Genomic DNA, 26,027 nt, shown 5'->3' on the forward strand with positions numbered 1-26,027 from the left:
AGCGCGTTATGGCGGGTCATTCCAAATGGGCCAACATCAAGCATCGTAAAGGGCGTCAGGACGCCAAAAAGGGCAAGATTTTCACCAAGCTGATTCGTGAGCTGACCGTGGCGGCCAGCCAGGGCGGCGGCATTCCGGCGGACAACCCGCGCTTGCGTCTGGCGGTGGACAAGGCGCTGGGTGCCAACATGACCCGCGACACCATCGACCGTGCCATTGCGCGCGGCGTGGGGGCAGACGACGGCACCAAGGTTGAAGAGTTGAGTTACGAGGGTTACGCCCCCAACGGCGTGGCCGTGATCGTTGAAGCCATGACTGACAACCGCAATCGCACTGCAGCTGCTGTGCGCCATGCGTTCACCAAGTGTGGCGGCAACCTCGGTACCGATGGCTCCGTGGCCTATATGTTCGACCGCAAGGGACAGATCAGCTTTGCCCCGGGCGTAAACGAAGACGCCTTGATGGAAGCGGCACTGGAAGCCGGTGCCGACGACGTGGTGACCCACGAAGACGGTTCCATTGATGTGTTCACCAGTTTTGTCGACTTTATTTCGGTTAACGAGGCGCTGACCAAGGCTGGTTTTAAAGGTGATGAAGCGGAGATCAGCATGATCCCGTCTATCACTGTAGAACTCACCGAGCTGGAAGTGGCGCAGAAGGTACTTAAGCTGATCGACATGCTTGAAGACCTGGACGACGTGCAGAACGTGTATTTCAACGGCGAAATTCCCGAAGAAATCATGGAGCAGGTTGGCTAAGGGTTGCCAATTCACCGCATCGCGGCTGAAGCCGCTCCTACGGGTGCCGCGCTCTCGTAGGAGCGGCTTCAGCCGCGATGCGGTCAGCACATTCCTATATGCTGGCCCCTTTCCTCTCTTACCCCACTTGCAGGTGCTATGACCCTTATTCTCGGCATTGACCCCGGTTCGCGGATCACTGGTTACGGCGTGGTGCGCGATATCGGTCGTGGCTGTGAATATGTCGCCTCGGGCTGCATTCGTACGGGCGCAGGCGAGTTGCACGAACGCTTGCAGATCGTGTTTCGCGGCGTGCGAGAGGTGATCGAAACCTACGGACCGGTGACCATGGGCATCGAAAAGGTGTTTATGGCCAAGAACGCCGACTCGGCGCTCAAACTCGGTCAGGCCCGCGGTGCCGCAATTGTCGCAGCGGCGGAGCACGGCCTGGAGATTGCCGAATACACCGCCACCCAGGTCAAGCAGGCGATTGCCGGTACCGGCGGGGCGGACAAGCAGCAGGTGCAGCTGATGGTGATGCATTTGCTGAAGCTGACACAAAAACCGCAGATCGACGCCTCCGATGCGCTGGCTATTGCCTTGTGTCATGCGCACACTCGTTCCAGCCTGATTCCCCACGGCCTGGTCGGCGCCCGCAGTCGCGGCGGCCGCTTGCGCCTGTGACGCCCGCTTTGATTAAGGAACTGAATTCGTGATTGGACGCTTGCGCGGGACCTTGCTGGAAAAGCAGCCGCCGCACCTTATCCTCGATGTGAACGGTCTGGGCTATGAGCTGGAAGTGCCGATGACCACCCTGTATCGCCTACCCGCCGTCGGCGAGCCGGTAACGCTGCACACCCATCTGGTGGTGCGCGAGGACGCCCATCTGCTGTTCGGCTTTGCCGAGAAGCGTGAGCGAGAGCTGTTCCGCGAGCTGATCCGCCTCAATGGTGTCGGGCCCAAGCTGGCCCTGGCGCTGATGTCCGGGCTGGAAGTTGATGAATTGGTGCGTGCCGTTCAGGCGCAAGATACCTCGGCGCTTACCCGTGTTCCGGGGGTCGGCAAGAAAACTGCCGAGCGTTTGCTGGTGGAGCTTAAAGACCGTTTCAAGGCCTGGGAAACGGTGCCGGGCATCGCCACTTTCGTTACTGAACCTCGTGCCGGTGGCACAGTCTCAAGTGCGGAGAATGACGCCGTGAGTGCCCTGATTTCCCTGGGCTTCAAGCCGCAGGAGGCGAGCCGCGCAGTATCGGCCGTGCAGGAAGATGGCCTGAGCAGCGAAGAGTTGATCCGTCGTTCATTGAAAGGAATGGTTTAAGTGATAGACGCCGACCGCCTGATCACCGCCTCGTCTGGCCGTGACCGCGATGAACAACTGGACCGCGCCATCCGGCCGCTGCGTCTGGCCGAGTACATCGGTCAGCCGAAAGTGCGTGAGCAGATGGAGCTGTTTATTCAGGCGGCGCGTGGCCGTCAGGAATCGCTCGACCACACCCTGATCTTCGGCCCGCCCGGCCTGGGTAAAACCACCCTGGCCAATATCATCGCGCAGGAAATGGGCGTGTCGATCAAAAGCACCTCCGGCCCGGTGCTGGAACGCCCCGGTGATCTGGCGGCGATGCTGACCAACCTCGAGCCTGGCGATGTGCTGTTTATCGACGAGATCCATCGCCTGTCGCCCATCGTTGAAGAAGTGCTGTACCCGGCGATGGAAGACTTCCAGCTCGACATCATGATTGGCGAAGGTCCGGCCGCCCGTTCGATCAAGCTCGACCTGCCGCCTTTCACCCTGGTGGGTGCCACCACCCGTGCCGGCATGCTGACCAATCCGCTGCGCGACCGCTTCGGTATCGTGCAGCGCCTGGAGTTCTACAGCACGGCCGATCTGGCCACCATCGTGCAGCGCTCGGCCGGCATTCTCGGTTTGCCACTGGACCCGGAAGGGGCCTTCGAGATCGCCCGTCGCGCCCGTGGCACCCCGCGAATCGCCAACCGTCTGCTGCGCCGCGTGCGCGATTTCGCCGAAGTACGCGCCCAGGGCCATATCACCCGGGCGATTGCCGACCTGGCGTTGAACCTGCTGGATGTCGATGAGCATGGCTTCGATCATCAGGACCGCCGCTTGCTGCTGACCATGATCGAGAAGTTCGACGGTGGTCCGGTGGGCGTCGACAGCCTGGCCGCGGCCATCAGCGAAGAGCGGCACACCATTGAAGATGTGCTGGAGCCCTATCTGATTCAGCAGGGCTACATCATGCGCACGCCCCGTGGTCGAGTGGTGACCCGGCATGCTTATCTACACTTCGGTCTCAATGTGCCCAAGCGCATGGGCGATCTGCCGCAGACCGATATGTTCGCTGTGGATGATTGAGGTTGGCGCTAGTGATGCAAATGGACAAAAAACAGTTGGTTTGCCCGATTGGCAACCTGGGGAGTAAGCACTAGAGTATGCGCGCGCAAAATGGGCTTGAGCCGTTCACGCATCGCTGTCGGGTTTACTACGAAGACACCGATGCCGGCGGCATCGTGTATTACGTCAATTACCTTAAATTCATGGAGCGGGCTCGCACCGAACGGTTACGTGACCTGGGCTTTGCTCAGTCGCAGCTGGCGGGGGAGATGCTGTTTGTCGTGCATTCCAGCGAAGCGCGTTATCACGCGCCGGCGCGTCTGGACGATGAGCTGTTAGTCAGCGCCGAAGTTATCGAATTAAACCGTGCCAGCCTGCGCTTTCGTCAACAGGTCAGGCGGGCTACGGATAAAACTCTGCTCTGTGAAGGGCAGTTCCTGGTGGCCTGTGTGCGCGCCGACAGTTTGAAACCCCGGGCCATTCCCGAAGCTTTGCGTACGGCCTTTGCCGGCCTGAGCGGCACGGGTACATCCAAAGCAGGAGATTAAGCGTGGAAGCCACCGTCGTCGACCATACCTCTATGTGGAGCCTGATCAGCAACGCCAGCATCGTGGTACAGCTGGTCATGCTGGTTCTTGTAGGCGCATCGGTAACCTCATGGATCATGATCTTTCAGAAAAGCACCATGATCCGTGCGGCGCGCCGTTCGCTCGAGACATTCGAGGAGCGTTTCTGGTCGGGTATCGACCTGTCCAAGCTGTACCGCCAGGCCGGCGCCAACCCGGACCCGGATTCGGGCGTTGAGCAGATCTTCCGTGGCGGCTTCAAAGAGTTCTCGCGCCTGCGCCAGCAGCCGGGTGTGGATCCGGACGCGGTCATGGACGGCGTCAACCGTGCCATGCGCGTGGCAATTTCCCGTGAAGAAGAGAAGCTCGAGCAGAGCCTGCCGTTCCTTGCCACCGTCGGTTCCACCAGCCCGTACATCGGTCTGTTCGGTACCGTGTGGGGGATCATGAACTCCTTCCGTGGCCTGGCATCTGCCCAGCAAGCGACCCTGGCCACTGTGGCCCCGGGTATTGCCGAAGCGCTGATCGCCACGGCGATCGGCCTGTTCGCCGCCATCCCGGCGGTAATCGCCTACAACCGCTTTGCCGCTCGTGGCGAAACCCTGATCGGCCGTTACTACACCTTCGCCGATGAATTCCAAGCCATCCTGCACCGTAAAGTGCACACCAGCGACGAGTAAGTCGCTGGTTTTACTGAAGGCTTTAGGAAAGGTTTAACTCATGGCACGTATTCGTAAGAGACGTAAACCAGTCGCCGAAATGAACGTGGTGCCCTACATCGACGTGATGTTGGTGCTGCTGGTGATTTTCATGGTGACTGCCCCGATGCTCAACCAGGGTGTGAAGGTGGACTTGCCCAAGGTATCCAGCGATGCCTTGCCGCAAGACAACAACACCCAGGTGCTGACCATCTCGATCAAGGCCGACAAGACCTACTACTGGAACCTTGGCAGCGAGGTGGACACCGACAAGCAGCAGGCCAAGGCCCTGACGCTGGCGGAAATGACCACCGCGGTGACGGCGATCATGAATCAGAGCCGTGCCCAGGGTAAGCAGACTCAAGTGTTCATCCGTGCCGACAAAGTGGTCGACTACGGCGCCGTGATGGCGGCCATGGGCGGTCTGCAGCAAGCCGGTGTGGGTAACGTCGGCCTGATTACTGAGGCACCCTAATGCAGGAACGCGAGCGCTCCTCATCGGAAGGCTTTTTCTGGCCAAGCATCTGGGCGATAGGGCTGCACGTCCTGTTGTTCGGCATGCTGTTTGTCAGCTTTGCTTTTACCCCGGAGCTACCACCGGCCAGGCCGATTGTTCAGGCCACCTTGTATGAGCTGAAATCCAAGAGCCCGGCCACGGTGCAGACCAACCAGAAAATTGCCGGTGAAGCGAAGAGAACCGCTGCCAAGCAATACGAGGTTGAGCAGCTGGAAGCCAAGAAGGTTGAGCAAGAGAAGCAGCAGGCAGTAAAAGCGGCGGAACAAAAGAAAGCCGAAGAAGCTCAAAAAGCCGAAGCGGCCGAGCAGGCAGCGGAAGCCGAAAAGGCCGCCGAAGCCAAGAAAGCTGATGAAGCGAAAAAAGCGGAAGAAAAGAAACTCGCCGATATCGCCAAGAAGAAAACCGAAGAAGAACAGAAGAAAGCCGCGGAAGAGGCGAAGAAGAAAGCTGACGCCGAGGCTGCGAAGAAAAAAGCTGCTGCCGATGCCAAGAAAGCTGAGGCCGACAAGAAAAAGGCCGCGGCCGAAGCTGTGAAGAAAAAAGCCGCCGAAGCAGCTCGCAAATCAGCCAACGACAAAAAAGCTCAGGCCTTGGCCGAGCTGCTTTCCGATACCACCGAACGCCAGGCCACCACCGCTGACGAAGTGGGTGATACGGTGTCGGGCAATCTGGATGACCTGATTGTCAAACTGATCAGCGAAAATTGGCAGAAGCCGCCGTCAGCGCGCGATGGCATGAGTGTTCAGATCATGATTCAGATGTTGCCGGACGGCACCATCACCAACGCCAGCGTGACCCGCTCCAGTGGTGATGGTCCTTTCGATAACTCGGCGTTGTCTGCAGTGCGCAATATTGGCCGCATCAGCGAAATGCAACAATTGGACAGCGCTACCTTCGAAAGAAATTACCGGCAGCGCGCCGTCATCTTCAAACCAGAGGATCTAGGTCTGTGAAAATCTTGATGCGTATCGCCTTGCTCGGAGTGGCCTTGCTGGCCGGCTCCGTTCAGGCTGCCGACCCACTGCTGGTGACCACCGGTGCCGCTGGTGCCACCCCGATCGCAGTAGTGCCGTTTGGCTGGCAGGGCGGCACTGTGCTGCCGGAAGACATGTCCGATGTGATTGGCAAAGACCTGCGCAACTCCGGCATGTACGAGCCAATCCCGCGGCAGAACATGATCAGCTTGCCGACCCAGGCCAGCGAAGTGATCTACCGCGATTGGAAAGCGCTGGGTGCGCAGTACGTGCTGGTTGGCAACATCGTGCCCAACGGTGGTCGTTTGCAGGTGCAGTTCGCCCTGTTCAACGTCGCTACCGAGCAGCAGGTATTCGCTGGCAGCGTAGGCGGCACCACCGACCAACTGCGCGATATGTCGCACTACATCGCCGACCAGTCGTTCGAAAAACTCACCGGTATCAAGGGCGCGTTTTCCACCCAGATGCTGTACGTGACCGCTGAACGTTTCTCCGCCACCAATACCCGTTACACCCTGCAGCGCTCGGACTATGACGGCGCCCGCGCCGTGACCCTGCTGCAATCGCGTGAACCGATTCTGTCGCCGCGTTTTGCCAGTGACGGCAAGCGCATTGCTTATGTGTCGTTTGAGCAGCGCCGCCCGCGCATCTTTATTCAGCACATCGACACCGGTCGCCGCGAGCAGATCACCAACTTCGAAGGCCTCAATGGCGCCCCGGCGTTCTCGCCGGATGGCAGCAAGCTGGCATTCGTGTTGTCGCGCGATGGCAACCCGGAGATCTACGTGATGGATCTGGGTAGCCGGCAGATGACCCGTGTGACCAATCACTATGCAATTGATACCGAACCCTTCTGGGGCCGTGATGGTCAGACTATTTACTTCACATCGGATCGTGCCGGGAAACCGCAGATCTATAAGACGACTATTAACGGCGGTGCAGTGGATCGGGTGACCTTTGTAGGTAACTACAACGCCAACCCCAAACTGTCTGCTGACGAGAAGACGCTGGTGATGATTCACCGTCAGGACGGCTTCACCAACTTCAAAGTAGCGGCGCAGGACTTGCAAACTTCCAAGTTGCGGATCCTCTCGGATACCAATCTGGATGAGTCGCCTACTGTCGCGCCCAACGGCACCATGGTAATCTACGCCACCCGCCAGCAGGGCCGTGGAGTCTTGATTCTTGCCTCCATCAATGGACGCGTAAAACTTCCGATTCCAACCGCGCAAGGCGAAATCCGAGAGCCATCCTGGTCGCCTTTCCTGAACTGATGCGGCGCTGCACCAATTACTTAACACACTGGGGTTCATTAGGAGTTTTACTATGGAAATGTTGAAATTCGGTAAGTTCGCAGCTCTGGCTCTGTCCATGGCCGTAGCAGTAGGTTGCTCCTCCAAAGGCGAAAACAGCGACGGCGCTAACGCTACTGATCCAAACGCTGGCTACAACGCCAACAACAGCGGTGTAGACGGCAACCTGAGCGAAGAAGCTGCTCTGCGCGCTATCACCACCTTCTACTTCGAATACGACAGCTCGGACCTGAAGCCAGAAGCCATGCGCGCTCTGGACGTTCACGCCAAAGACCTGAAAGGCAATGGCGCTCGCGTCGTTCTGGAAGGCAACACCGACGAACGCGGCACCCGTGAGTACAACATGGCTCTGGGCGAGCGTCGTGCGAAAGCCGTTCAGCGCTACCTGGTTCTGCAAGGCGTTTCCCCGGCTCAGCTGGAACTGGTTTCCTATGGTGAAGAGCGTCCAGTTGCTACCGGCAACGACGAGCAATCCTGGGCTCAAAACCGTCGCGTTGAACTGCGTAAGTAATTCGACATGCGAACGTGCCGTCGTGCTCTGACTATATTGACTCTCAGCCTGCCGCTTGCGGCTTGGGCTGCGGTTCCGGTGGAAGACAGCAACGCCAGCAATGGCGGTGGCAGTTATCCACCTGCGGGTTATGGCACGACCGGCGCCTATGCAGGGGGAGGGGTTACGGCCCCTGCCTCGGCACAGGGTGAGCTGTTCATGCAGCTGCAACAAATGCAAGACGAGCTAGGCCGCTTGCGCGGCATGGTCGAGGAACAACAGAACGAAATTCAGCGCCTGAAACAAGAAGGCCTGGAGCGTTATCAAGACCTCGACAGACGTATAGCCGGCGGTGCCTCTGGTGCTCCTGCCGCTACCCCTGATTCCAGCAATGCCGGTGCTATCAATGCCGGCGCTGCACCCGTGCAGCCAGCAGCGCAACAGCCTGCGGCGAGCACCGAGCCGGGTGATCCGGCGAAGGAAAAGCTCTACTACGATGCTGCCTTCGACCTGATCAAGGCCAAAGATTTCGACAAGGCCAGCCAGGCGTTCAGCGCTTTCCTGCGCAAATACCCACAGAGCCAGTACGCCGGCAACGCGCAATACTGGCTGGGTGAAGTGAACCTGACCAAGGGCGATCTGCAAGGTGCCGGGCAAGCGTTTGCCAAGGTCAGCCAGCTCTATCCGACCCACAACAAGGTGCCGGATTCGCTGTACAAGCTGGCCGATGTCGAACAGCGCCTCGGTCACACCGACAAGGCCAAGGGCATTCTGCAGCAGGTGATCGCTCAGTACCCTGGCAGTTCGGCGGCTCAATTGGCCCAGCGCGATCTGCAACGCCTGTAAAGCCTGACCCGCTGTTCAATAAAACCCGCGCCTGTCGCGGGTTTTTTCGTTAGAATCGCCGCCCCAATTCCCGCAACGGAGGCGGATGGCCTGTTTCGCCGTCACGCCCGTGGCTGATATGCAAAAAAACCTGCGCATTACCGAGATCTTTTACTCGTTGCAGGGTGAGACGCGCACCGCCGGTTTACCGACAGTGTTCGTACGCCTGACTGGCTGCCCACTACGCTGCCAATACTGCGACACCGCCTACGCCTTCAGCGGCGGCGAAATCATGTCCCTTGACGCCATCGTCGAGCAGATCGCTGCCTATAAGCCGCGCTATGTCTGCGTCACCGGTGGCGAGCCGCTGGCTCAGCCCAACTGTATTCCCCTGCTCGAACGTCTGTGCGATGCCGGCTTCGAGGTGTCGCTGGAAACCAGCGGTGCCCTCGACGTATCGGCGGTCGACCCGCGTGTGAGCAAGGTGGTCGATCTGAAGACCCCAGGCTCAGCCGAAATGGCGCGTAACCGCTACGAGAACATCGAGTTCCTGACGCCTAACGATCAGGTCAAGTTCGTTATCTGCTCCCGCGAAGACTACGACTGGTCGGTGTCCAAGCTGATTCAGTACGGCCTGCAGAATCGCGCTGGCGAGGTGCTGTTTTCCCCCAGCCAACAGCAAATGAATGCGCGCGAATTGGCCGACTGGATCGTCGCCGACAACCTGCCGGTGCGCTTGCAGTTGCAGTTGCACAAGATTCTTTGGAACGACCAGCCGGGACACTGACATGACAGATAAAAAAGCGGTAATTCTGCTCTCCGGCGGCCTCGACTCCGCCACCGTGGTCGCCATGGCCAAGGCCGATGGCTACGCCTGCTACACCATGAGTTTCGACTACGGCCAACGCCATCGCTCCGAGCTGCAAGCGGCTCAGCGCGTGGCCCAGCAATTGGGGGTGATCGAGCACAAGGTGATCGGTCTGAACCTCGATGGCATGGGCGGTTCGGCCCTTACCGATAGCAGCATTGCCGTGCCGGAAACCCCGGGCGAAGGCATTCCGGTGACCTACGTGCCGGCGCGCAATACGGTGTTTCTGTCGCTGGCCCTGGGCTGGGCCGAAGTGCTGGGCGCGCAGGATATCTTTATCGGCGTCAATGCGGTCGATTACTCCGGCTACCCGGATTGCCGTCCGGAGTTTGTCGAAGCCTTTGAGCGCATGGCCAACCTGGCCACCAAGGCTGGGGTGGAGGGGCAGGGCTTTCGTATTCGGGCACCGTTGCAGTTTCTCAGTAAGGCGCAGATCGTCCAGGCCGGTATGGCTCAAGGCGTGGATTACGCGCTAACGGTGTCGTGCTACCAGGCCGATGACGATGGCCGGGCCTGTGGCAAATGTGACAGCTGCCGCCTGCGAGCAGCAGGTTTCGCTGAAGCCGACGTGAAAGACCCTACCCGTTATTTCTAAATCTTTACCGCATGCTGTTGATTTTATGAATTAAATCAGTATTATGCACACCGCGGGTCGTTAGCTCAGTTGGTAGAGCAGTTGGCTTTTAACCAATTGGTCGTAGGTTCGAGTCCCACACGACCCACCATATTTCCTTCGAAAGAAGGACCGGAAAACCCGGAATGCTCTTCAGAGTGTTCCGGGTTTTTTCGTTTCTGACGTATCAGAATTCTCCCTTCGGCGACGTTTGCACTCAGTTCAGGCGGGTATACTGCGCGGCACTGAAAGCATATTCAGAGCCTGATGACATGACCCAGATTTCCGAGCGCCTGCTGGTCCAGGCGCACCTCGATGCCAAACAACCCAAGCCCCTGTCGCCTGAAGAAGAAACTCGTCTGCGCGGCGAAATTGCCGCCGAGCTCAAGGCTCAGGACGCGGTGCTGGTAGCTCACTATTATTGCGACCCGGTGATTCAGGCGTTGGCCGAAGAAACCGGTGGTTGCGTGTCCGACTCCCTGGAAATGGCCCGCTTCGGCAATCAGCATTCGGCAAAAACCGTGCTGGTGGCCGGCGTTAAATTCATGGGCGAGACGGCGAAAATCCTCAACCCGGAAAAGCGCGTGCTGATGCCGACCCTGGAGGCGACCTGTTCGCTGGATCTGGGTTGCCCGGTGGATGAGTTTTCCGCGTTTTGCGACCAGCATCCGGAGCGCACCGTGGTGGTCTACGCCAACACCTCTGCCGCCGTAAAAGCCCGTGCTGACTGGGTGGTGACCTCCAGCTGCGCGCTGGAAATCGTCGAGAGCCTGATGGATAACGGCGAGAAAATTATCTGGGCACCGGACAAGCACCTGGGTCGCTATATCCAGAAGCAAACCGGCGCTGACATGTTGCTGTGGGACGGTGCCTGCATCGTTCACGAGGAGTTCAAGTCCAAGCAGCTCGAGGATATGAAGGCCTTGTACCCGGACGCCGCGATTCTGGTGCACCCGGAGTCGCCGGAGTCGGTGATCGAATTGGCGGATGCCGTGGGCTCCACCAGTCAGTTGATCAAGGCTGCGCAAACCTTGCCGAACTCGACCTTTATCGTCGCGACCGATCGCGGCATCTTCTACAAAATGCAGCAGCTGTGCCCGGACAAGATCTTTATCGAGGCACCAACCGCCGGAAACGGCGCGGCCTGCCGCAGTTGCGCGCACTGCCCGTGGATGGCGATGAATACCCTGGAGCGCACGCTGCAATGCTTGCGTGAAGGCAGCAACGAGATATTTGTTGATCCTGCCTTGATTCCCCGAGCGCTGAAACCGCTCAAGCGCATGCTCGACTTTACTCAGGCGGCGCGTTTGAAGGTGGCGGGGAACGCCTGATCAATTGTCTAAGCAGTATTCGCGGCTGACCGGTCCGGCGCTCCGGTCAGCCGCGATTTTTTAACGCATCAACTGCTTGATCATGCGTTGCTGCTCCATGATCTCTTTCTGTCGCGCATCGATTTTCGACGCCAGCGGGAAGTTATTGATGGCGCGGCGCTTGGCGAAGTCCAACTGCTCCAGCGCTTGATCGAAGTCCGCCATCAGGGCGAAGTACTCGGCGCGTGCCTGGTGCAGGCCGATGATGTCGCCTGCTTGGCCGCGCACTTCGGCCACTTGGTACCAGATATCCGGATCGTTGGGGCGTGCTTTCAACAGCTCTTCCAGGGCTTTCTGTGCTTGTGGTGCCTGGTTTTGCTTGAGCAGCAGATCGATGCGGCTTTGTTGCAGCGGGTAGTTGTCCGGGAACTGGCCAAGCATCTTGTCGACCCGTGCCTTGGCATCCGGAAGACGGTTGGCGGTGATGTCCAAATCGACTTGGGCGAGGTTGTAGGTGACGTTGTTGGGATCTTTCTTCAGCAAGGTTGCCAGGCTGTCGCGGGCCTCATTGAGCTGGCCGTTCTTTACCTGTGCCAGAGCCAGGCCGTAACGCGCAGCATCCATGCCCGGGTCGTCCTGCAGCATGGCGCGGAAGCGCTTGCCGGCGATGCCCGGGGTTTCTTCAAAGGTCAGCTGCACGCGGGCGCGCATCAGTTGGTATTCCAGGGTGTCTTCGCGACCGCCCTGGCCATATTGCTCCGCGCGGTTGCGGGTGTCGGCGATACGGGATTCGGTCACCGGGTGCGTCAACAGGAACTCTGGCGGGCGCTTGTCGTAACGGTATTGGCGGGCCATGCGCTCGAACATGGTCGGCATGGCACGCGGGTCGTAGCCGGCGCGTTCCATGTTGACCACGCCAACGCGGTCGGCCTCCTGCTCGTTCTGCCGGGAGAAGCGCAGCTGATTCTGAATAGCGGCCGCCTGGGTGCCCATGATGGTGGCCATACCGATGTCGCCAGCACCCGCTGCTGCGGCAATGATGCCGGCAAGCATGGCGGCCATCACTGGCACCTGCATCTGCTGTTGCGCCTGCAAGCCGCGGGCATAGTGGCGCTGGATCAAGTGACCGAGTTCGTGGGCCAGTACAGCGGCGTATTCGGCTTCGGTCTGGGCATACAGGAACAGGCCGCCGTTTACCCCAATTACCCCACCGGGCGCGGCAAAGGCGTTGATCTGCGGATCCTTGATCAGGATGAACACCAGGCGGTGGTCATGCAGGTCGCTGGTTTCGGCCAGCTTGTACACGCTGCTTTCGACGAACTCTTTCAACTGCGGGTCGTTGAGCTGCGGCACCTGGCTGCGCACCACACTCAGCCACGCGCGTCCCAGTTGAAACTCTTGCTCCGGGGAAACGATGGAGGAGCTGGAGTCACCCAGTGAAGGCAGGTCATCGGCGAAAGCAGGAGAGGCGAGCAAGCAGGCAAGCGACAGCAGAGTAGGGCGCAGAAGATTCATGCACGAAGCTCTTGGCGGCAAAGTCTCTACTGTAGCCGCCATGGCGGTCGGCTGACCACCTCGGTATCCTGCTCTTCTGATTTTTGGAGCCGATTTTGATGAGCGATGCCGTGATAGTGGATGCCGAACTGGATACCAGCGGTTTGAATTGCCCGCTGCCATTGCTCAAGGCCAAGCTCGAGCTCAATCGTCTGGCCAGTGGTGCGGTGCTCAAGGTGACCGCGACCGATGCCGGCTCGCAGCGAGACTTCCGTGCGTTCGCCAAACTGGCCGGGCATACCTTGCTGCGTGAAGAGGCGGAGGTCGGGGTGTATCGCTACTGGCTGCGCAAGGCCTAGCTTCCACAAGTACTGGCGCATCTGGCGTCGGCTGTTAAGGAATTTCGATGTTCAAGGTTCTCCGCAATTGGGTGCAGCGCTACTTTTCCGATGAGGAAGCGGTGGTGCTGGCGGTGTTGTTAGTGTTGGCCTTCAGCGTACTGCTGACCTTCGGTGGCATGCTGGCACCGGTGTTGGCCGGCCTGGTCCTGGCGTTTCTGATGCAAGGTCTGGTGCGTACCCTGCAACGTGTGCGAGTGCCGCAGGTGGTGGCGGTATGGCTGGTGTTCGCCTGCTTTATGAGTGCGCTGGGCGTTTGTTTGCTGGTGTTGGTGCCGCTGCTCTGGCAACAGCTGATCGCCCTGTTCAACGAGCTGCCGGGCATGCTGGGCAAATGGCAGTCGCTGCTGTTGCTGCTGCCGGAACGTTATCCACAGCTGGTGTCGGATGAGCAGGTGCTGCACGTGATCGAAGTGGTGCGCAATGAAATCGGCAGCTTCGGCCAGCTGGCGCTGACGTTCTCGCTGTCCAGTCTGCCGCTGCTGGTCAACGCCATGATCTATCTGGTGCTGGTGCCGATCCTGGTGTTTTTCTTTCTTAAGGATGGTGCGCTGATCGGCCGCTGGTTTCGCGGCTACCTGCCACGTGAGCGCACGCTGATCACCCGTGTGGCGCGGGAAATGAACCAGCAGATTGCCAATTACATTCGCGGCAAGGTCATCGAGATCCTGATTTGCGGTGGTGCTACCTATGTGGCCTTTATCGCCCTGGGCCTCAACTATGCGGCGCTGCTGGCCCTGCTGGTGGGCTTCTCGGTGGTGGTGCCCTATGTCGGCGCGGTGGTGGTTACCGTGCCGGTGGCGTTGATCGCGCTGTTCCAGTGGGGCTGGGGCGATCAGTTCATCTACCTGATGGCGGTTTACGGCATTATCCAGGCGCTGGATGGCAATGTGCTGGTGCCGCTGCTGTTCGCCGAAGCGGTGAACCTGCACCCGGTGGTGATCATCTGTGCGGTGCTGCTCTTTGGCGGCATGTGGGGTTTCTGGGGGATCTTTTTTGCCATTCCCCTGGCAACGCTCTGTAAAGCGCTGCTGGATGCCTGGCCACGTCAGGAGCCAGTGGTGGCACCGTTGATGTAAGACGGCTGTAGCGCGCATAAAAAAGCCCGGTACTTGGCCGGGCTTTTTATTGGCCGATGATTCAGCCCTTGTTTAGCGCTTGGGCGGCAGCCAGAACGGCATCGACATGCCCCGGCACTTTTACGCCGCGCCATTCTTGGCGCAGTACGCCGTTGGCATCGAGCAGAAAGGTGCTGCGGTCCACGCCCAGGTATTCCTTGCCATACAGCTTTTTCAGTTTGATCACATCGAACAGCTGGCACAGCGCTTCGTCTTTATCCGACAGCAGCTCGAACGGGAACTCTTGTTTGCACTTGAAGTTCTCGTGGGATTTCAGGCTGTCGCGCGATACGCCGAACACTTCGGTGTTAGCCGCTTTAAACGCCGCGTACTGGTCGCGGAAACCCTGGCCTTCCGTGGTGCAGCCGGGGGTGCTGTCCTTGGGGTAGAAGTAGATCACCACTTGCTGGCCTTTGAGTGCCGAGAGGGTGATGTGCTTGTCGCTGGTGGCCGGCACGCTGAAATCGGCGACGGCCTGGTCGAGAGAAACGCTCATGCTGTTTTCCTTATGCCGGCGTTTGTGGGCGCCACGGTTCGATCAGCGCGTCCAGGTTCAACGCATCGGCAAAATCCAGGAACTGATCGCGCAGCCAGCTGATTTGCGTACCCGCCGGCAGGGTCACCGTCAGGGTGGCGTTGAGCATGGTGCCGCCGGTTTGCGGGGCCAGGTAGGTATCGCAGGTGAGGTTTTCCAGCTCGACATTGTGGTCGATAAAGAACTGGCACAGCTCATTGAGAATATCCGGACGGTACACCGAGCTCACGTAGGCCACATAAGGCAGGGCCTGGGGACGGATTTCGGCGGCGGCGCTTCGAACCACGCTGACGGTGAAGGCATGTTTCTTCGACAGCGACGGCAGGCTGGTTTCCAGGCGGGCCAGCGCGTCCCAGTTGCCGGATACCTGAACCACCAGCGCGCTGTACTCGCCGTGGCGGCTCAGACGGGTGCTGACCACCGCGCAACGGTTCTCATGGCTGGCGCGGCAGAGAATGTTGGTCAGTTCCATCGGGTTGGTGCCAAGAGCACTGATGACAAGGAATTGTTCGCGGACGATGGGGGTGGACATGCAGCATTCCTAAAGCGATGAGCGGTCGGCAGGTAAACTGTCGATCAAAGCCGGAAGGTTAGCGAAAACTGTCGCTGAGGGGAATGCTCATAGCGCGGTACTTCGCTTGTGCAAGCCAGGTAGCGCCAGTACCATTACGGCTCTCTTTTTCCGGCAGGAGCGGTTGCATGATTGCGGGCAGTATGGTGGCACTGGTCACGCCTATGGATGCGCAGGGTCGTCTTGATTGGGACGCGCTGAGCAAGCTGGTGGACTTCCACCTGCAAGAAGGCACCAACGCCATTGTCGCGGTCGGCACCACTGGTGAGTCGGCGACCCTGGATGTTAACGAACATATCGAAGTGATTCGCCGCGTGGTGGATCAGGTCGCCGGTCGTATTCCGGTGATCGCCGGTACCGGCGCCAACTCCACCCGTGAAGCGGTCGAGCTCACCGGCAATGCCAAGAGCGCTGGCGCGGATGCCTGCCTGCTGGTGACCCCGTACTACAACAAGCCGACCCAGGAAGGCTTGTACCAGCACTTCCGCCACATCGCCGAGGCGGTGGCCATTCCACAGATCCTCTACAACGTTCCAGGCCGCACGGTGTGCGACATGCTGCCGGAAACCGTTGAGCGTCTGTCGAAGATTTCCAACATCGTCGGCATCAAAGAAGCCACCGGTGACCTGCAACGCGGCCGCGAAGTGCTGGACCGTGTTGACAGCGACTTCCTGGTGTATTCCGGTGACGACGCCACTGCCGTCGAGCTGATGCTTATGGGTGGCAAGGGCAATATTTCCGTGACTGCCAACGTTGCACCGCGCGCCATGAGCGAGCTGTGCGCTGCGGCGATGGCCGGCGATGCCGTGACAGCCCGGGCGATCAACGATCGTCTGATGCCGCTGCACAAAACGCTGTTCATCGAATCCAACCCGATTCCGGTGAAATGGGCCCTGCAGGAAATGGGCTTGATGGTGGAAGGCATTCGTCTGCCACTGACCTGGCTGAGTCCGCGTTGTCATGAACCGCTGCGTCAGGCCCTGCGCCAGTCCGGCGTATTGGTTTAATTGAGGAAGCACTACGCATGAAGCGACTGGCCGGACTTTCTGCCCTTGCTGTAATCATTTCCAGCACCAGCGGTTGCGGGTGGCTGTGGGGTGAAGATGGTTATTTCCGTGATCGTGGCAGTGATTACCTGAACCAACACCAGAGCCCGGCGATGCAAGTGCCGTCCGGCCTCGACGTTAAACCGCTCGACCCGCTGCTGCCGGTACCGCGCAACGTTGCTGATTCCACCGCGCAGGGCGAATACGAAGTACCGCGTCCGCAACCCCTGGCTGCCGTAGCCGATTCCAGCGAGTTCAGCCTGCAGAAGAGCGGCGACGCGCGTTGGCTGGTGGCTCAGCGTCCACCGGCGGAAGTCTGGCCAGTGGCTCACCAGTTCTTCGAAGACAACGGTTTTCGCATCAGCGAAGATCGTCCGCAAACCGGCGAATTCAGCACCGACTGGCAGCGCTTCGAAGAGCTGTCGGCACCCATGGCTCGTCGTCTGAGTGGCCGCGTGGCTGACGTCGACCCGAAAAGCGAAACCCGTGTTCGCGTGCGTATCGAACCAGGCGTGCAGCGCAATACCAGTGAGATCTATGTGGTCAGCGCCGCGCGTCCTGCCGATAGCACTGCCGATGTTGCCTTCCCAAGCAAATCGACCAATGCCAGCCTCGATGCTGCGCTGCTCGACGAAATGCTTGCCAGCATGGCGCGTAGCGCTGAGCAGGGCGGTTCGGTATCCCTGTTGGCCGCTCGCGACTTCGATGCGCCTAGCCGCGTCAGCCTGACCGAAGACGGCAACAACAACCCGGTACTCAACCTGGGTGCCGACTTCGACCGTGCCTGGTCCAGCGTCGGCCGCTCCCTGGAGACCGCCAACGTGCGCGTTGACGACCTCAACCGCAGCCTTGGTGTGTACTACATCAACCTGGCTGAAGGCACCTCCGTCAAAGACAAAGAGCCTGGCTTCTTCAGTCGTCTGTGGAGCAGCGAGCCGACCAAGGAAGAAATCGACGCCCGTGCCGAGCGTTATCAGGTGCGTCTGACCAAGGCCGCGGACAGCGTGCAAGTCACCGTGGAAAAAGACCTCAACACCGTTGCGCCAGCCGAAGTGGCTCGCCGCGTGTTGGCCTTGATCCAGGAAAATCTGGGCTGATAGCAAGCAGGCCGGCGTCCTTGATGCCGGCTAGCCCAGCTCGCAGAATCAATAGGCGAAACCATCAGGTTTCGCCTGTTTCGTTTAGTAAAGGCGGAAATCTTCCATGACCACTCCCTCCACCTTGAGCTTGAAGAAAATCTATTCCGGCAAGGTTCGTGATCTTTACGAGATCGACGCCAAGCGCATGCTGATGGTCGCCACCGACCGTCTCTCGGCTTTTGACGTGATCCTCGCCGAGCCGATTCCGGACAAAGGCAAGATCCTCACCGCCATCTCCAACTTCTGGTTCGACAAGCTGGCCGACGTGGTGCCCAACCACTTCACTGGCGACCGTGTGGAAGATGTGGTGCTAGCTGCCGAGCTGCCCTTGGTGGAAGGTCGGGCGGTGGTCGCCAAGCGTCTGCAACCGATTGCGGTGGAAGCCATTGTGCGTGGCTATATCGTCGGCTCGGGCTGGAAGGAGTATCAGAAGAGCGGCACCGTCTGTGGTATCCAACTACCGACTGGCCTGAAAGAGGCCTCCAAACTGGCGCAGCCGATCTTCACCCCATCGACCAAAGCGGCCGTGGGCGATCACGACGAAAATATCTCCTACGAGCAGTGCGAAGCGGTGATCGGCAAAGAGCTGGCGGCCAAGGTACGTGACACCGCCATCGCCCTCTACAGCGCCGCCGTCGACTACGCGGCCACCCGCGGCATCATCATCGCCGACACCAAGTTCGAGTTCGGTCTGGACGAAGACGGCACCCTGACCTTGATGGACGAAGTGCTGACGCCTGACTCCAGCCGTTTCTGGCCGGTGGAGAGTTACGTCGAAGGCAAAAACCCGCCGAGCTTTGACAAACAGTTCGTGCGTGACTGGCTGGAATCCACCGGCTGGAACAAAGAGCCGCCAGCGCCCGCCGTACCGGCTGACGTCGCCCAGAAAACCGCTGACAAGTACCGCGAAGCATTGATCAAGCTGACCGCTTGATCGGTTTCTGGCGTTAACGTAAAAGAGAGGCTTCGGCCTCTCTTTTACGTTATGGCGAGCGACGCTGACGGGTTGGCGCAAGCATCTGAATGCATGCGAAAAATTTGTATTTTTGGGTTTCACCAACGGTGATTGAGCTGTTATCATGCGCGCCGCTGGGGAGATGCCGGAGTGGCCGAACGGGACGGATTCGAAATCCGTTGTGTTAGCGATAGCACCTAGGGTTCGAATCCCTATTTCCCCGCCATCATTTAAAGCGAAGCCCCCGAAGTCGTCAGATTTCGGGGGCTTTTGCGTTTCTGGGTCTGTAGCTGTCGAGCACAGCACACAGCCCCTTCCTGGCGCGTCCATATGCGCCGCTATCCTGCGTTAGACACGCCCCGACTATCACTTGTGCAAAGGCAGCGCCTAGTGCTTCTGCTGCGCAGCTAATGGCAAGATCGGCGACCGCAGCGCCATCGCAGCGTAATGAATTCAGGGTATGTTGCTGGCCCTGGCAGCGGCATGAAAGCGAAATATCGGTATCGTTTTTCATACAGTCTGCAAGTCGTTGTAACCCATATAGTCTTTCGCTGATACTGCGGAGCAATTAATCTCATCGCCCACTGAGCACGCTCGAGATTGAGCGCTTGCGGGAGGTGAGAGCGGGGCCACGGATGGTAGGTAGAGAGGTTGTGCAGCCAGAGATTTTGCCCCTCAGCAAAACGGGTGCTGCGTAACGCTAGAGCGTTTTTCCATCCAATAAAAACAGGCGCCGCATAAGGACACTGTATGAAGCGTCTTTTGATACTGCTTACTGTGCTGGCAATTGCCGGCTGTTCATCGGCTCCGACGGTGCACAAGAAATACGGTAAGAAATCGGGTTTGCACATTAGTTGTTCGGGGTTGAGTTCGTCGTGGGAAAACTGCCTGAGCGAGGCTGCGAAAAACTGCGGCAGCGCCGGGTACAAAGTGCTGGCGAAGTCTGGTGTGGGGGAGGGGGATTACGATGAAAACTACCCCTTCGGTTTGAACCCCGATGGCTTCTCCAGTCGCAACATGATCGTGCTTTGCCGATAGATTTTTCTGCCACCACAATGGGCCAGCGGTTTGGCCTCGGCTGACTGAGTGCTCGAAGGTATGAATATGGCAAGGTGGATTGCGGCGGCGTTCTTTGTAGCGCTTGCCGGCTGTGCGACGGTGAATGAAACCATCACCAAAGATGGCAGCGAGGCCTTGAGCATCGACTGTTCCGGGCAGGCGTTGAAGTGGCAGCACTGCTACGAAAAAGCCATGCAGAGCTGCCCGAGCGGGTATGACATAGTCGGCAAGAAGGGGCGCGCAGACGCTGCTCCCGACGATCGGGTGCTAGGCTTGGAGCCAGGCGACTATGCCGACCGCAGCTTGGTGGTGACCTGTAAGTAAGCAGGTTGATCGTCCATAAAAAACCGGAGTCTGTGGCAACAGACTCCGGTTTTTTTATGCGTTCAGGTGAGCGCTCAGACGGGGATGTAACTCATCACACCGGCGTTTTCCACCAGCTGTTTTCTGATCTCCGAGGAGAGTGAACCAGCACGTACGCAGAGTTCGCGACGTACGCCTTCTACCACTTGGCCGAACACTTCGGCGCTGACCACTTCGTCCGAGCTGATCACGCGGCTATAGGCCATTTCGTCGTTGCTGTCAGCGAGGGTGAGCACCACGCTGCCATCGGGGCGACGCTGGCCCAGGGACGGGCGCAGCGGGTGGAAGGCTTTCTCGAGCAGGTCGAAATTAACATGACGCATATCAGCGCTCCGTCGCGAGTGAGATAGCTCTGACCGTCACGTTAGCCGTAGGTTCAGGCTGCCAGGCCTTTGCTGGCCAGGGTCTGGCGCGTACGGTCGATTACATGCTGCAGCGAGCCATTTGCGTACTGCTCGGGGTAGAGACGTTCGCAATGACGGGCGACGCCGCGATCATTGACGATGGTGAAGCTAAAGCAGCCGTTACGCACGGCCTGGATATGGCAGGCCAGAGGGGCGAAGGCATTACGCAGGGTGCTGATGGCATCCTGAACTTGGGGTTGGGTATTCATCATTATTAGATGTTCCTACACACATGCGGCGTTCTTGCCGCTAACAAAAAAACTCCGATATTGGCCGCCAAATGGGCGAGCGCAAATGACTCTAATCGGAGCAGGACCGCAGGATAAAGTTCCGCCAACTGGCGTGGCTTTAAAATGCAGGTAGGTACTTCGGAGGGCAGGTTCCACGGAACACTTTTTAGGTGCGGTTCCAGTGGTAAACCTGATCAATCAACGGATTGGCCGTTGCAGAGTTGGAGGCAACACGGCGGTCTTTACAGAGGGCGGTGGAGCTTTATCTGGAGGCCAGCCAGGTGCGCTGCAGGAGCTGTCACTTGGCATCAGGCACTTCACATCAGCAGGGCTCGGTTGAGCTGGAAGCTGGAGAGGAGGGCGTAATTGATTTTCAGACGTGGTACTAACCGGCGGCACCCTACGGGAAAAACCCCAGCGTGACCAGTCGGTCTGACCAGCGGTTGCATTTCACCAACCTGCGGTCGATGCTGGTGAAAAATTCCAGGCATAAAAAAGCCCCACCGAAGTGAGGCTTTTTACATTCAGCGCAAGGCTGAATTAGGCAACCTGAACTTCTTCAGCTTGCATGCCTTTCTGGCCTTTGGCAGCTACGAAAGTAACCGACTGGCCTTCTTTCAGGCTTTTGAAGCCATCGCTCTGGATAGCTTTGAAGTGTACGAAAAGATCGTCGCCGCCCGATTGTGGAGTGATGAAGCCGTAGCCTTTTTCATCGTTGAACCACTTAACGGTACCAGCTTGGCGATTGGACATGGTGTAGCTCCTTGAACAAAGTTAACTGAGGTCATAAGACCAGGTCGGGACTGAGTGCAAAGAGTAAAAGGAGTCGTGTGGCAAGAACTAGCTTCCATTGCGATTCACGGTGACACAAGCAGCACAGTGGCAACACCATACAAGGTTTATTCGCCGAGTGCGAGTCCTTCGCAACGCCCTGAATCGCCCTACTTTTACTCTTTAATTTATGTGCCTTGCAACGTCATTTTGTTCGGTAAATTTGCTAAGAAACTGTTGCGTGCGCGCCTCGCGCGGATTGGCAAACAGCGCCTTGGCTTCGCCCTGTTCGACGATCACGCCCTGGTCGATAAAGATCACTCGATTGGCCACATCACGGGCAAAGCTCATCTCATGGGTAACGATCAGCATGGTGCGATTTTCTTCGGCCAGACTGCGAATGGTCGCCAGCACTTCGCCGACCAGTTCCGGGTCCAGTGCTGAGGTGGGCTCATCGAACAGAATCACATCCGGTTGCATGGCCAGGGCTCTGGCGATGGCCACGCGTTGCTGCTGGCCGCCGGACAGACGCCGTGGATAGGCATCTTCCTTGCCCGCCAGTCCCACCTTGGCCAGTAGGGCCCGAGCCCGTTCGATGGCGCTGGCGCGGGCCTCCTTTTTCACCACGATGGGCCCTTCGATAATGTTCTCGAGGGCTGTGCGATGGGGGAACAGATTGAAGTTCTGAAACACGAAGCCCACCCGTTGGCGCAGGCTGCGAATCAGCTCTTTCTGCTTGGCCATAGGCTTGTTGGCGTCAACGAACATATCGCCCACGCGAATGGTGCCGCTGCTGGGTTCTTCCAGCAGATTGAGCATGCGCAGCAGGGTGGTTTTGCCCGAGCCGCTGGGGCCGATAATCGCCACCACTTCACCGGCTGCCACATCCAGATCGATGCCCTTGAGCACCGTCTGCCCATTGAACACTTTGGTCAGGGCGCGAACTTCGATCATGGGCATTTCATGGCTCTTGGTTGTGGCGGTTCACGCGTGCTTCCAGGTGGTTCTGCAGCAGCGCCAACGCGCTGGCAAGCACCCAGTAAATCAGCGCGGCGGCCAGGTACATGGTGAAAATCTCGAAGGTGCGCGCGGTGATCAACTGCGCCTGGCGGAATAGCTCGGGCACCTGAATGGTGGCGGCCAGGGCCGTGTCTTTGACCAGCGAGATAAAACTGTTGCCCAGCGGCGGCAGGGCAGTGCGCGCGGCTTGCGGCAGGATGGCGCGACGCAGGGTTTGCGCACGGGTCATGCCGATGCTGGCGGCCGCTTCCCATTGGCCCCGGTCGATGGAACCGATCGCGGCGCGCAGAATTTCGCAGACGTAGGCCGCCATATTCAGCGAGAAACCCACCAGCGCCGCCGGCAGCGGGTCCAGTTGGATACCTAGCTGCGGCAGGCCGTAATAGATCATGAAGAGCTGCACCAGCAGCGGTGTGCCGCGAAAGAACGACACATAGATGCGCGAGGTCCAGCTGAGAATTTTCAGATGCGAGAGGCGCATCAGTGCCAGAGCAAAGCCCAGCAGCATGCCGAAAAACATGCCGCCCAGGCTCAATACGATGGTGTAGATGGCGCCCTTCAAAAGGAAGGGCGCAGAGTTCAGCGCAAGCTGCAGACTCTCATCGATCATTTGGTCACGTCAGCCTTGAACCACTTAACCGAGAGTTTTTCCAGAGTGCCATCGGCGCGCAGTTTGGCGATGGCTTTGTCGATGGCCGCGAGCAGTTGCGGGTTGCCTTTGCGCAAGGCAATGCCGGCTTCCTGCGGGGCAAATGGCTTGCCGGCGACAGCCAGGGTATCGCCGGTTTTTTCGATCAGTTCGAACGCGGCCAGACGGTCGCCAAGAATGGCGTCCAGACGGCCGACACGGACGTCCTGATTGCGGCTGGCGTCATCGTCATAGGTGCGGATATCGGCACCCGGCACGTTCTCTTTCAGCCATTGTTCGTAGTTGGTACCCAGCACCACGCCCACTTTTTTACCGTCCAGATCGCTGGGTTTGCTGAACTTGTCTTCCTGGCCCTTGCGGGTCAGCACCTGGATGCCGGAAACGGTATAGGGGCTGGAAAAGTCGTACTTCTTCTTACGCTCTTCGGAGATGGTGACCTGGTTGACGACGATATCCAGCCGCTTGGATTCCAGTGCCGCGAGAATGCCATCCCATTTGGTCGGCTGGAACTCGGCCTTCACCCCCAGCTCCTTGGCCACCGCCTCGGCGAACTCCACTTCAAAGCCGGTCAGCTTGCCGCTCTCGTCCTGGAAGTTGAACGGTGGATAAGTGCCTTCCAGACCGATCTGGATCGAGCCTTTCTTCTGAATGGTCTGCAGCAGGTCGTCAGCGGCCTGGCTGGTGCCGATAAAGCTGGCACCGAGCACCAGGCTCAGGCTGCCAAGAATGAAGGTGCGGCGCAGTGTGGAGATGGTCATAGCGAATCCCTAACCTTAGGTGGCATATAAGTGGGGATAACTATAGAGCGAAAAATATTATTCGATAAAATAATAAAAAATTAGATATCGGTAACTTTAGTGAATATGAGTTTTGCCCTCACGCCGGGTGATAGGCGAACAGTGCTGGCGAGCCACCGGTGTGCAAAAACACGATTGGCCCGTTGCCGGCGAAGCGCTGCCGAGCAATGCCGTCGAGCAGGCCGGCGAAGGCTTTGCCGGTGTACACCGGATCGAGCAACACGCCTTCCTGGCTGGCCAATAGTTTGATGGCGGCCAGCGTGCCGGCATTCGCTTCGCCATAGCGCGGAGCAAAATATTCGTCCCATAGCTCCACGTTGAAAGCGTCGGGCAGCGGTATGCCGAGCAGTTCGGCGGTGCGTTCGGCCAGACCTTGCACCTTGGGTAGTTGGCTGGCGACCGGGCGCGACACGGTGACACCAATCACCGGTAACTGCGGCAGCCGCTGCGCCAGAGCCAGCGCCAGGCCGCTGTGGGTACCCGCACTGCCCGAGGCCAACACCACGGCGGCGAACTCCACACCACTAGCCTCGATCTGATCGGCCAATTCCAGCCCCGCACGAACATAGCCCAAAGCGCCCAATGCATTGGAGCCACCAATCGGCACCACATAGGGTTGCTTGCCCTGGCTGCGCAAACGCTCGGCGGCCTCCCGCAATAGCTGATCGGCATTGTCGAGATTGGCGACCACCTGCACCTCGGCACCAAACAGGTCGAGGAGTAGACGGTTGCCATTGCTCAGGTAGTTGCTGTCCTCGGTGCCGATGGGGTTTTCCAGCAGCGCCAGGCATCCCAGGCCAAGGCGCGCTGCAACGGCGGCGGTCTGGCGCACATGGTTGGACTGAATCGCTCCGGCCGTTACCAGGGTGTCGGCACCAAGGCGTTGGGCATCGGCCAGCAGGTATTCGAGTTTGCGCACCTTGTTGCCGCCAAGGGCGAACTGGGTGGTGTCATCGCGCTTGATATACAGCTCGCGGCCCAGGCTGGCGGACAGCCGCGGCAGCGGTTCCAGTGGCGTAGGGGCGGTAAACAGGGGTAGGCGGGCGATGCGTTCGAGGTGCTGGCTGATCATGGTGGCTGGCAAACCAATAGGGCGGGAAGCAGAGGACTATAGGTAGCGATCCGTACCTGCACAACTGCAGGTACAGCCATGCCCCGTGCTGGCCAAGTGACCTGCCTGCACAGCTTTAGCGCATCGATTCAGGCCAATAACAGGACGGGTGAAACGGCTTTGCTGGTGTTGCCGGGGCGAGCGCTAACAGACTTTGGTGATGAAATTGTGTCGGCTTGCTTACGCGCGACCAAGCGTCAGCTCAGCAGTTCCGTGGGTTCCAGCAAAGGTTGTAGGAAAACTACCGACTTACGGGCCCAAACAGTTCCTACAGGTGCCCCCAAAAAGGGCGTCAGGCGAGCTGGCGTCAAAACTTGTGCACAATTGCGACGCGGGCCTGTGGCACCGGCAGAAAATCCTATACGAGGCTTCAAGTTTTTTTGTTTGCCGATTAAGTCAATGAAAAATATAGACTTTTTTAGTTGGTGAAAAAATCATCAATTCGACTTTGAGCCCCGCACCATCGGCCTTCGCGAGGCTTGCTCCCAAGTTACCCACTGAGTTATCCACAGGTTCTGTGGATTGTCCCAAGCGCTTGCTCTAGATCGCGGGTGCTGAACTTTTTCAAGACTTTACCCACAAGAAAAACGGAGTAGAGTGGCCGCCCTCTGACGCCATCGCCCTTCTTTATGCCGCGAAATTCCATCACCGCCGTTACACAAACAACACCGCGCTTTCCGCTGCGGATTGCGTTGTGGCTATTGGATAGCCCGCGTTTTGGCCAGAGGGTCCGCACCAAGCAGTTTGCTGGACGCCTGTTGAAACAACCCGCTCGCCAGGGTGTGGTCGTGGCACAGAGCCGCTTGGGCGAGTTGCTCTGCCATGAGTGCGGCAATACCCGCGACCGGCGCATTGGTTTCGAACTGCTGCGCCAAGCCGGCCGCGCCCACGACCGTCGTGCCCAGCTTGAACTTGGCAAGCTGTATAGCCAGCCGCGTCACTATGATGTGAGCGAAGCCAGACACTGGCTGGAGCTGGCTGCTGCCCAGGGTTGCGATGAAGCCCGGCAACGTTTGCAGGCCTTGTCCGCGCCGCTGTAAACCGGGCATCCAAGGCTGGTTATACTGCCTGGCATTCTTGCGCGGAGCCTTTCATGCCTATCGATC

General features: G+C 58.8%; 31 protein-coding genes, 2 tRNA genes and 1 pseudogene. 24 read left to right on the forward strand and 10 right to left on the reverse strand.

The genetic code is table 11. The annotated features are described in order from the left end of the window. The first annotated feature begins 8 nt into the window (after nucleotides 1-8). The 15 genes and pseudogenes from ACVW0Y_RS01690 (at nucleotide 9) to nadA (ending at nucleotide 11,282) form a co-directional block, all read left to right on the forward strand. The gene (locus tag ACVW0Y_RS01690; protein ID WP_457435640.1) at nucleotides 9-758 is read left to right on the forward strand and encodes a YebC/PmpR family DNA-binding transcriptional regulator; all 750 of its coding nucleotides are present in this window, start codon (nucleotides 9-11) and stop codon (nucleotides 756-758) included. A gap of 138 nt (nucleotides 759-896) precedes the next feature. Beyond that, entirely contained in the window at nucleotides 897-1,421 is a 525-nt protein-coding gene (ruvC, locus tag ACVW0Y_RS01695) for a crossover junction endodeoxyribonuclease RuvC (RefSeq protein WP_457435642.1), read from the forward strand. Between the two features lie 28 nt (nucleotides 1,422-1,449). Further along, the gene (gene ruvA, locus ACVW0Y_RS01700; protein ID WP_457435643.1) at nucleotides 1,450-2,055 is read left to right on the forward strand and encodes a Holliday junction branch migration protein RuvA; all 606 of its coding nucleotides are present in this window, start codon (nucleotides 1,450-1,452) and stop codon (nucleotides 2,053-2,055) included. Then, entirely contained in the window at nucleotides 2,056-3,108 is a 1,053-nt protein-coding gene (gene ruvB, locus ACVW0Y_RS01705) for a Holliday junction branch migration DNA helicase RuvB (protein WP_457435644.1), read from the forward strand. It abuts the gene before it with no gap. 77 nt (nucleotides 3,109-3,185) lie between these two features. Then, a pseudogene (gene ybgC, locus ACVW0Y_RS01710) lies at nucleotides 3,186-3,599 on the forward strand (tol-pal system-associated acyl-CoA thioesterase); the annotation flags it as partial. Between the two features lie 38 nt (nucleotides 3,600-3,637). Next, the gene (gene tolQ / locus ACVW0Y_RS01715; protein ID WP_108095579.1) at nucleotides 3,638-4,333 is read left to right on the forward strand and encodes a protein TolQ; all 696 of its coding nucleotides are present in this window, start codon (nucleotides 3,638-3,640) and stop codon (nucleotides 4,331-4,333) included. A 40-nt stretch (nucleotides 4,334-4,373) separates the two neighbouring features. Next, nucleotides 4,374-4,826 (forward strand): protein TolR, encoded by a 453-nt coding sequence (gene tolR / locus ACVW0Y_RS01720; RefSeq protein WP_108095578.1) that lies wholly within the window; start codon nucleotides 4,374-4,376, stop codon nucleotides 4,824-4,826. Next, nucleotides 4,826-5,821: a cell envelope integrity protein TolA gene (gene tolA, locus ACVW0Y_RS01725; protein WP_457435645.1), complete on the forward strand. Its 996-nt coding sequence runs from the start codon at nucleotides 4,826-4,828 to the stop codon at nucleotides 5,819-5,821. The genes tolR and tolA overlap by 1 nt, the downstream gene beginning before the upstream one ends. Further along, complete coding sequence (gene tolB / locus ACVW0Y_RS01730; RefSeq protein ID WP_457435646.1) at nucleotides 5,818-7,116, forward strand: Tol-Pal system beta propeller repeat protein TolB; 1,299 nt, start codon at nucleotides 5,818-5,820, stop codon at nucleotides 7,114-7,116. Before tolA ends, tolB begins: the two co-directional genes overlap by 4 nt. Before the next feature lie 52 nt (nucleotides 7,117-7,168). Further along, nucleotides 7,169-7,666 carry a peptidoglycan-associated lipoprotein Pal gene (gene pal / locus ACVW0Y_RS01735; RefSeq protein WP_457435647.1) on the forward strand — a complete coding sequence of 166 codons (498 nt, stop codon included), beginning with the start codon at nucleotides 7,169-7,171 and terminating at the stop codon, nucleotides 7,664-7,666. Between the two features lie 6 nt (nucleotides 7,667-7,672). Further along, a complete protein-coding gene (ybgF, locus tag ACVW0Y_RS01740) occupies nucleotides 7,673-8,491 on the forward strand; it encodes a tol-pal system protein YbgF (RefSeq protein ID WP_457435648.1) in 819 nt (272 codons plus the stop codon). A gap of 118 nt (nucleotides 8,492-8,609) precedes the next feature. Beyond that, complete coding sequence (gene queE / locus ACVW0Y_RS01745; RefSeq protein ID WP_457435650.1) at nucleotides 8,610-9,257, forward strand: 7-carboxy-7-deazaguanine synthase QueE; 648 nt, start codon at nucleotides 8,610-8,612, stop codon at nucleotides 9,255-9,257. A gap of 1 nt (nucleotide 9,258) precedes the next feature. After that, complete coding sequence (gene queC, locus ACVW0Y_RS01750) at nucleotides 9,259-9,933, forward strand: 7-cyano-7-deazaguanine synthase QueC (RefSeq protein WP_457435652.1); 675 nt, start codon at nucleotides 9,259-9,261, stop codon at nucleotides 9,931-9,933. A gap of 54 nt (nucleotides 9,934-9,987) precedes the next feature. Continuing rightward, nucleotides 9,988-10,063: transfer RNA gene (locus ACVW0Y_RS01755), tRNA-Lys, on the forward strand. 160 nt (nucleotides 10,064-10,223) lie between these two features. Further along, nucleotides 10,224-11,282 carry a quinolinate synthase NadA gene (gene nadA, locus ACVW0Y_RS01760; protein WP_457435654.1) on the forward strand — a complete coding sequence of 353 codons (1,059 nt, stop codon included), beginning with the start codon at nucleotides 10,224-10,226 and terminating at the stop codon, nucleotides 11,280-11,282. A gap of 60 nt (nucleotides 11,283-11,342) precedes the next feature. On the opposite strand, the gene ACVW0Y_RS01765 is transcribed toward nadA, so the two are convergent. Then, nucleotides 11,343-12,776 carry a M48 family metalloprotease gene (locus tag ACVW0Y_RS01765; RefSeq protein ID WP_457435655.1) on the reverse strand — a complete coding sequence of 478 codons (1,434 nt, stop codon included), beginning with the start codon at nucleotides 12,774-12,776 and terminating at the stop codon, nucleotides 11,343-11,345. A gap of 98 nt (nucleotides 12,777-12,874) precedes the next feature. Here ACVW0Y_RS01765 and ACVW0Y_RS01770 point away from each other — a divergent pair, with 98 nt between their 5' ends. Further along, nucleotides 12,875-13,114: a sulfurtransferase TusA family protein gene (locus ACVW0Y_RS01770; RefSeq protein WP_457435657.1), complete on the forward strand. Its 240-nt coding sequence runs from the start codon at nucleotides 12,875-12,877 to the stop codon at nucleotides 13,112-13,114. Between the two features lie 47 nt (nucleotides 13,115-13,161). Then, the gene (locus tag ACVW0Y_RS01775) at nucleotides 13,162-14,232 is read left to right on the forward strand and encodes an AI-2E family transporter (protein ID WP_457435658.1); all 1,071 of its coding nucleotides are present in this window, start codon (nucleotides 13,162-13,164) and stop codon (nucleotides 14,230-14,232) included. Between the two features lie 61 nt (nucleotides 14,233-14,293). Here the strand turns inward: ACVW0Y_RS01775 and ACVW0Y_RS01780 are convergent, their stop codons facing one another. Further along, nucleotides 14,294-14,767, reverse strand: a complete 474-nt coding sequence (locus tag ACVW0Y_RS01780; protein ID WP_457435660.1) for a peroxiredoxin — start codon at nucleotides 14,765-14,767, stop codon at nucleotides 14,294-14,296. Between the two features lie 10 nt (nucleotides 14,768-14,777). Next, nucleotides 14,778-15,338 (reverse strand): glycine cleavage system protein R, encoded by a 561-nt coding sequence (locus tag ACVW0Y_RS01785; RefSeq protein ID WP_457435662.1) that lies wholly within the window; start codon nucleotides 15,336-15,338, stop codon nucleotides 14,778-14,780. Nucleotides 15,339-15,505: 167 nt separating this feature from the next. On the opposite strand from ACVW0Y_RS01785, the gene dapA reads away from it, so the two are divergent. From dapA to ACVW0Y_RS01815, 6 genes are all read left to right on the forward strand, one after another. Further along, nucleotides 15,506-16,384, forward strand: coding sequence for a 4-hydroxy-tetrahydrodipicolinate synthase (dapA, locus tag ACVW0Y_RS01790; RefSeq protein WP_457435663.1), 879 nt, complete (start codon nucleotides 15,506-15,508; stop codon nucleotides 16,382-16,384). A 17-nt stretch (nucleotides 16,385-16,401) separates the two neighbouring features. Next, nucleotides 16,402-17,520, forward strand: a complete 1,119-nt coding sequence (gene bamC, locus ACVW0Y_RS01795; protein ID WP_457435665.1) for an outer membrane protein assembly factor BamC — start codon at nucleotides 16,402-16,404, stop codon at nucleotides 17,518-17,520. A 106-nt stretch (nucleotides 17,521-17,626) separates the two neighbouring features. Then, on the forward strand, nucleotides 17,627-18,496 hold the full coding sequence (locus ACVW0Y_RS01800) for a phosphoribosylaminoimidazolesuccinocarboxamide synthase (protein ID WP_457435667.1): 870 nt from the start codon (nucleotides 17,627-17,629) through the stop codon (nucleotides 18,494-18,496). 157 nt (nucleotides 18,497-18,653) lie between these two features. Continuing rightward, nucleotides 18,654-18,743, forward strand: a tRNA-Ser gene (locus ACVW0Y_RS01805). A gap of 524 nt (nucleotides 18,744-19,267) precedes the next feature. Next, complete coding sequence (locus ACVW0Y_RS01810) at nucleotides 19,268-19,555, forward strand: hypothetical protein (protein ID WP_457435668.1); 288 nt, start codon at nucleotides 19,268-19,270, stop codon at nucleotides 19,553-19,555. Nucleotides 19,556-19,621: 66 nt separating this feature from the next. Next, nucleotides 19,622-19,900, forward strand: coding sequence for a hypothetical protein (locus ACVW0Y_RS01815; protein ID WP_457435670.1), 279 nt, complete (start codon nucleotides 19,622-19,624; stop codon nucleotides 19,898-19,900). A gap of 74 nt (nucleotides 19,901-19,974) precedes the next feature. Here the strand turns inward: ACVW0Y_RS01815 and ACVW0Y_RS01820 are convergent, their stop codons facing one another. From ACVW0Y_RS01820 to ACVW0Y_RS01850, 7 genes are all read right to left on the reverse strand, one after another. Continuing rightward, nucleotides 19,975-20,262, reverse strand: coding sequence for a DUF3509 domain-containing protein (locus ACVW0Y_RS01820; protein WP_457435671.1), 288 nt, complete (start codon nucleotides 20,260-20,262; stop codon nucleotides 19,975-19,977). A gap of 53 nt (nucleotides 20,263-20,315) precedes the next feature. Beyond that, nucleotides 20,316-20,552, reverse strand: coding sequence for a hypothetical protein (locus ACVW0Y_RS01825; protein ID WP_457435672.1), 237 nt, complete (start codon nucleotides 20,550-20,552; stop codon nucleotides 20,316-20,318). A 561-nt stretch (nucleotides 20,553-21,113) separates the two neighbouring features. Then, a complete protein-coding gene (locus tag ACVW0Y_RS01830) occupies nucleotides 21,114-21,326 on the reverse strand; it encodes a cold-shock protein (protein ID WP_108095560.1) in 213 nt (70 codons plus the stop codon). 201 nt (nucleotides 21,327-21,527) lie between these two features. Further along, nucleotides 21,528-22,298, reverse strand: a complete 771-nt coding sequence (gene tcyN, locus ACVW0Y_RS01835) for an L-cystine ABC transporter ATP-binding protein TcyN (protein WP_457435832.1) — start codon at nucleotides 22,296-22,298, stop codon at nucleotides 21,528-21,530. A gap of 7 nt (nucleotides 22,299-22,305) precedes the next feature. Then, a complete protein-coding gene (tcyL, locus tag ACVW0Y_RS01840) occupies nucleotides 22,306-22,971 on the reverse strand; it encodes a cystine ABC transporter permease (RefSeq protein WP_457435833.1) in 666 nt (221 codons plus the stop codon). Next, nucleotides 22,971-23,771: a cystine ABC transporter substrate-binding protein gene (tcyJ, locus tag ACVW0Y_RS01845; protein ID WP_457435673.1), complete on the reverse strand. Its 801-nt coding sequence runs from the start codon at nucleotides 23,769-23,771 to the stop codon at nucleotides 22,971-22,973. The genes tcyL and tcyJ overlap by 1 nt, the downstream gene beginning before the upstream one ends. A 118-nt stretch (nucleotides 23,772-23,889) precedes the next feature. Next, on the reverse strand, nucleotides 23,890-24,882 hold the full coding sequence (locus ACVW0Y_RS01850; protein ID WP_457435674.1) for a D-cysteine desulfhydrase: 993 nt from the start codon (nucleotides 24,880-24,882) through the stop codon (nucleotides 23,890-23,892). 668 nt (nucleotides 24,883-25,550) lie between these two features. Between ACVW0Y_RS01850 and ACVW0Y_RS01855 the strand changes: the two genes are divergently transcribed. Beyond that, on the forward strand, nucleotides 25,551-25,961 hold the full coding sequence (locus tag ACVW0Y_RS01855) for a tetratricopeptide repeat protein (RefSeq protein ID WP_457435676.1): 411 nt from the start codon (nucleotides 25,551-25,553) through the stop codon (nucleotides 25,959-25,961). Nucleotides 25,962-26,027 lie beyond the last annotated feature (66 nt).

It is taken from the genome of Pseudomonas sp. TE3786, from assembly GCF_054057335.1.

What these genes read in the sequence shown, in the direction of transcription:
- ACVW0Y_RS01775 (WP_457435658.1), top strand. Translation starts at nt 13,162, where the DNA reads ATGTTCAAGGTTCTCCGCAATTGGGTGCAGCGCTACTTTTCCGATGAG.
- dapA (WP_457435663.1), top strand. Translation starts at nt 15,506, where the DNA reads ATGATTGCGGGCAGTATGGTGGCACTGGTCACGCCTATGGATGCGCAG.
- ACVW0Y_RS01765 (WP_457435655.1), bottom strand. Translation starts at nt 12,776, where the DNA reads ATGAATCTTCTGCGCCCTACTCTGCTGTCGCTTGCCTGCTTGCTCGCC.
- nadA (WP_457435654.1), top strand. Translation starts at nt 10,224, where the DNA reads ATGACCCAGATTTCCGAGCGCCTGCTGGTCCAGGCGCACCTCGATGCC.
- queE (WP_457435650.1), top strand. Translation starts at nt 8,610, where the DNA reads ATGCAAAAAAACCTGCGCATTACCGAGATCTTTTACTCGTTGCAGGGT.
- ruvC (WP_457435642.1), top strand. Translation starts at nt 897, where the DNA reads ATGACCCTTATTCTCGGCATTGACCCCGGTTCGCGGATCACTGGTTAC.
- bamC (WP_457435665.1), top strand. Translation starts at nt 16,402, where the DNA reads ATGAAGCGACTGGCCGGACTTTCTGCCCTTGCTGTAATCATTTCCAGC.
- tcyJ (WP_457435673.1), bottom strand. Translation starts at nt 23,771, where the DNA reads ATGACCATCTCCACACTGCGCCGCACCTTCATTCTTGGCAGCCTGAGC.
- ACVW0Y_RS01825 (WP_457435672.1), bottom strand. Translation starts at nt 20,552, where the DNA reads ATGAATACCCAACCCCAAGTTCAGGATGCCATCAGCACCCTGCGTAAT.
- ACVW0Y_RS01800 (WP_457435667.1), top strand. Translation starts at nt 17,627, where the DNA reads ATGACCACTCCCTCCACCTTGAGCTTGAAGAAAATCTATTCCGGCAAG.
- ACVW0Y_RS01690 (WP_457435640.1), top strand. Translation starts at nt 9, where the DNA reads ATGGCGGGTCATTCCAAATGGGCCAACATCAAGCATCGTAAAGGGCGT.
- ACVW0Y_RS01770 (WP_457435657.1), top strand. Translation starts at nt 12,875, where the DNA reads ATGAGCGATGCCGTGATAGTGGATGCCGAACTGGATACCAGCGGTTTG.
- ACVW0Y_RS01810 (WP_457435668.1), top strand. Translation starts at nt 19,268, where the DNA reads ATGAAGCGTCTTTTGATACTGCTTACTGTGCTGGCAATTGCCGGCTGT.
- tcyN (WP_457435832.1), bottom strand. Translation starts at nt 22,298, where the DNA reads ATGATCGAAGTTCGCGCCCTGACCAAAGTGTTCAATGGGCAGACGGTG.
- queC (WP_457435652.1), top strand. Translation starts at nt 9,259, where the DNA reads ATGACAGATAAAAAAGCGGTAATTCTGCTCTCCGGCGGCCTCGACTCC.
- ACVW0Y_RS01815 (WP_457435670.1), top strand. Translation starts at nt 19,622, where the DNA reads ATGGCAAGGTGGATTGCGGCGGCGTTCTTTGTAGCGCTTGCCGGCTGT.
- ACVW0Y_RS01780 (WP_457435660.1), bottom strand. Translation starts at nt 14,767, where the DNA reads ATGAGCGTTTCTCTCGACCAGGCCGTCGCCGATTTCAGCGTGCCGGCC.
- pal (WP_457435647.1), top strand. Translation starts at nt 7,169, where the DNA reads ATGGAAATGTTGAAATTCGGTAAGTTCGCAGCTCTGGCTCTGTCCATG.
- tolA (WP_457435645.1), top strand. Translation starts at nt 4,826, where the DNA reads ATGCAGGAACGCGAGCGCTCCTCATCGGAAGGCTTTTTCTGGCCAAGC.
- ACVW0Y_RS01855 (WP_457435676.1), top strand. Translation starts at nt 25,551, where the DNA reads ATGCCGCGAAATTCCATCACCGCCGTTACACAAACAACACCGCGCTTT.
- ACVW0Y_RS01820 (WP_457435671.1), bottom strand. Translation starts at nt 20,262, where the DNA reads ATGCGTCATGTTAATTTCGACCTGCTCGAGAAAGCCTTCCACCCGCTG.
- ybgF (WP_457435648.1), top strand. Translation starts at nt 7,673, where the DNA reads ATGCGAACGTGCCGTCGTGCTCTGACTATATTGACTCTCAGCCTGCCG.
- ACVW0Y_RS01830 (WP_108095560.1), bottom strand. Translation starts at nt 21,326, where the DNA reads ATGTCCAATCGCCAAGCTGGTACCGTTAAGTGGTTCAACGATGAAAAA.
- ACVW0Y_RS01785 (WP_457435662.1), bottom strand. Translation starts at nt 15,338, where the DNA reads ATGTCCACCCCCATCGTCCGCGAACAATTCCTTGTCATCAGTGCTCTT.
- ACVW0Y_RS01850 (WP_457435674.1), bottom strand. Translation starts at nt 24,882, where the DNA reads ATGATCAGCCAGCACCTCGAACGCATCGCCCGCCTACCCCTGTTTACC.
- tolR (WP_108095578.1), top strand. Translation starts at nt 4,374, where the DNA reads ATGGCACGTATTCGTAAGAGACGTAAACCAGTCGCCGAAATGAACGTG.